This window comes from Cryobacterium sp. M91, assembly GCF_002929615.1.
In the GTDB taxonomy this organism is placed as follows: domain Bacteria; phylum Actinomycetota; class Actinomycetes; order Actinomycetales; family Microbacteriaceae; genus Cryobacterium; species Cryobacterium levicorallinum.
Genome location: NZ_PJJT01000006.1, coordinates 1 through 1,184 on the forward strand (window position 1 = coordinate 1; position 1,184 = coordinate 1,184).

Sequence of the window (1,184 nt, forward strand, 5' to 3'; positions counted from 1 at the left end):
ACGCTCCCCGATCTGCGGGGCGCGATCCGGGGACGCATGGATGCCTATAACCGGGAACCGTTCCAGAAACGCGCCGGCTCCCGCCTCAGTGTGTTTGAGACCGAGGAGAAAGCGTTGTTGCGGCCGTTACCGTCGGCTCCGTATGAGATCAGCCGGTGGATTATGGGGCGTCGGGTGCAAAAGAACGGGCATGTGGTCTGGGAGAAGAACTTCTACTCCGTCCCCTACGCGCAGATCGGGCAGGGCGTTGATCTACGCATCACCAGCCAGGTGCTGGAGATTTACCGGAATCATGAACGGCTCACCAGCCACCTCTTGTTCGGCGAGCATGTCGTGAACGAATACCGCACCAACGATGCCGACCAGCCTCAGGGTGAGAAGTATCGGGAATGGGACACCGTCAGAATTCGGGCCTGGGCCGACCGGGTCGGCCCACACATGGTGACCGTCGTCAACAGGATCTTCGAGTCTGTCCCCGTGGAGGAACAAGGCTTTGACGCGGCCCTCGCCGTGCTGCGGCTGAGCCGCCGATACTCCAGTGACAGGGTGGAAAAAGCGTGTCAGATCGCCCTGAACGGTCGCGTCCGCTCGCCCCGATATGCGCACCTGCAGCCGATCCTGGAGACCGGGCAAGACAAGAAGAGCACCCGCAGGATGCCGCAGTTCGAACCCACGGAACCCGAAACTGGCGGTTATGTTCGCGGCGCCGACTACTACGCCGGGGGCGGTGCACGATGAGCCGGATCGATATCGAGACCAAACGCAAACTCCGCGAGATGGGCGTCACCACATTGTTGGACGCCTTCGATGCTCAGGACGATACCTTGACGCTGGGTTTGGCGTTTGAGGAGAAGATCAAGCTGGCCGTCGACGACGCCCATTCCGTCTTCACCCAAACGAAGGTCGAGGGGCTGATCCGTCGGGCGAACCTGCGCTATCCCAACGCTGATCTGCGCCGTCTGGACCTCGTCGAGGAGCGCGGCCTTGACCGGTCAACGATCGCCGGACTGGGAACGTGCTCGTTCATCGACCGGCAGCAGAACGTCGTGTTTCAGGGCTTCACCGGGTCGGGGAAATCGTATCTGGGGTGCGCCTTGGCGAAAGCAGCCTGCCTGCACCGAGTGCGAGCGCATTACATTCGGATGCCAGAGCTTGAAGAGGCCTGGCAGCTGGCCCGCGACAAA

At 61.8% G+C, this 1,184-nt stretch carries 1 protein-coding gene and 1 pseudogene; both read left to right on the forward strand.

The annotated features are described in order from the left end of the window. Positions 1-738 (forward strand): annotated as a pseudogene (locus CXY80_RS00040) (IS21 family transposase); the annotation flags it as partial. Next, positions 735-1,184 (forward strand): ATP-binding protein (locus tag CXY80_RS00045; protein ID WP_158251488.1); only part of this gene is annotated, 450 nt, incomplete at its 3' end. The pseudogene CXY80_RS00040 and the gene CXY80_RS00045, both read left to right, overlap by 4 nt.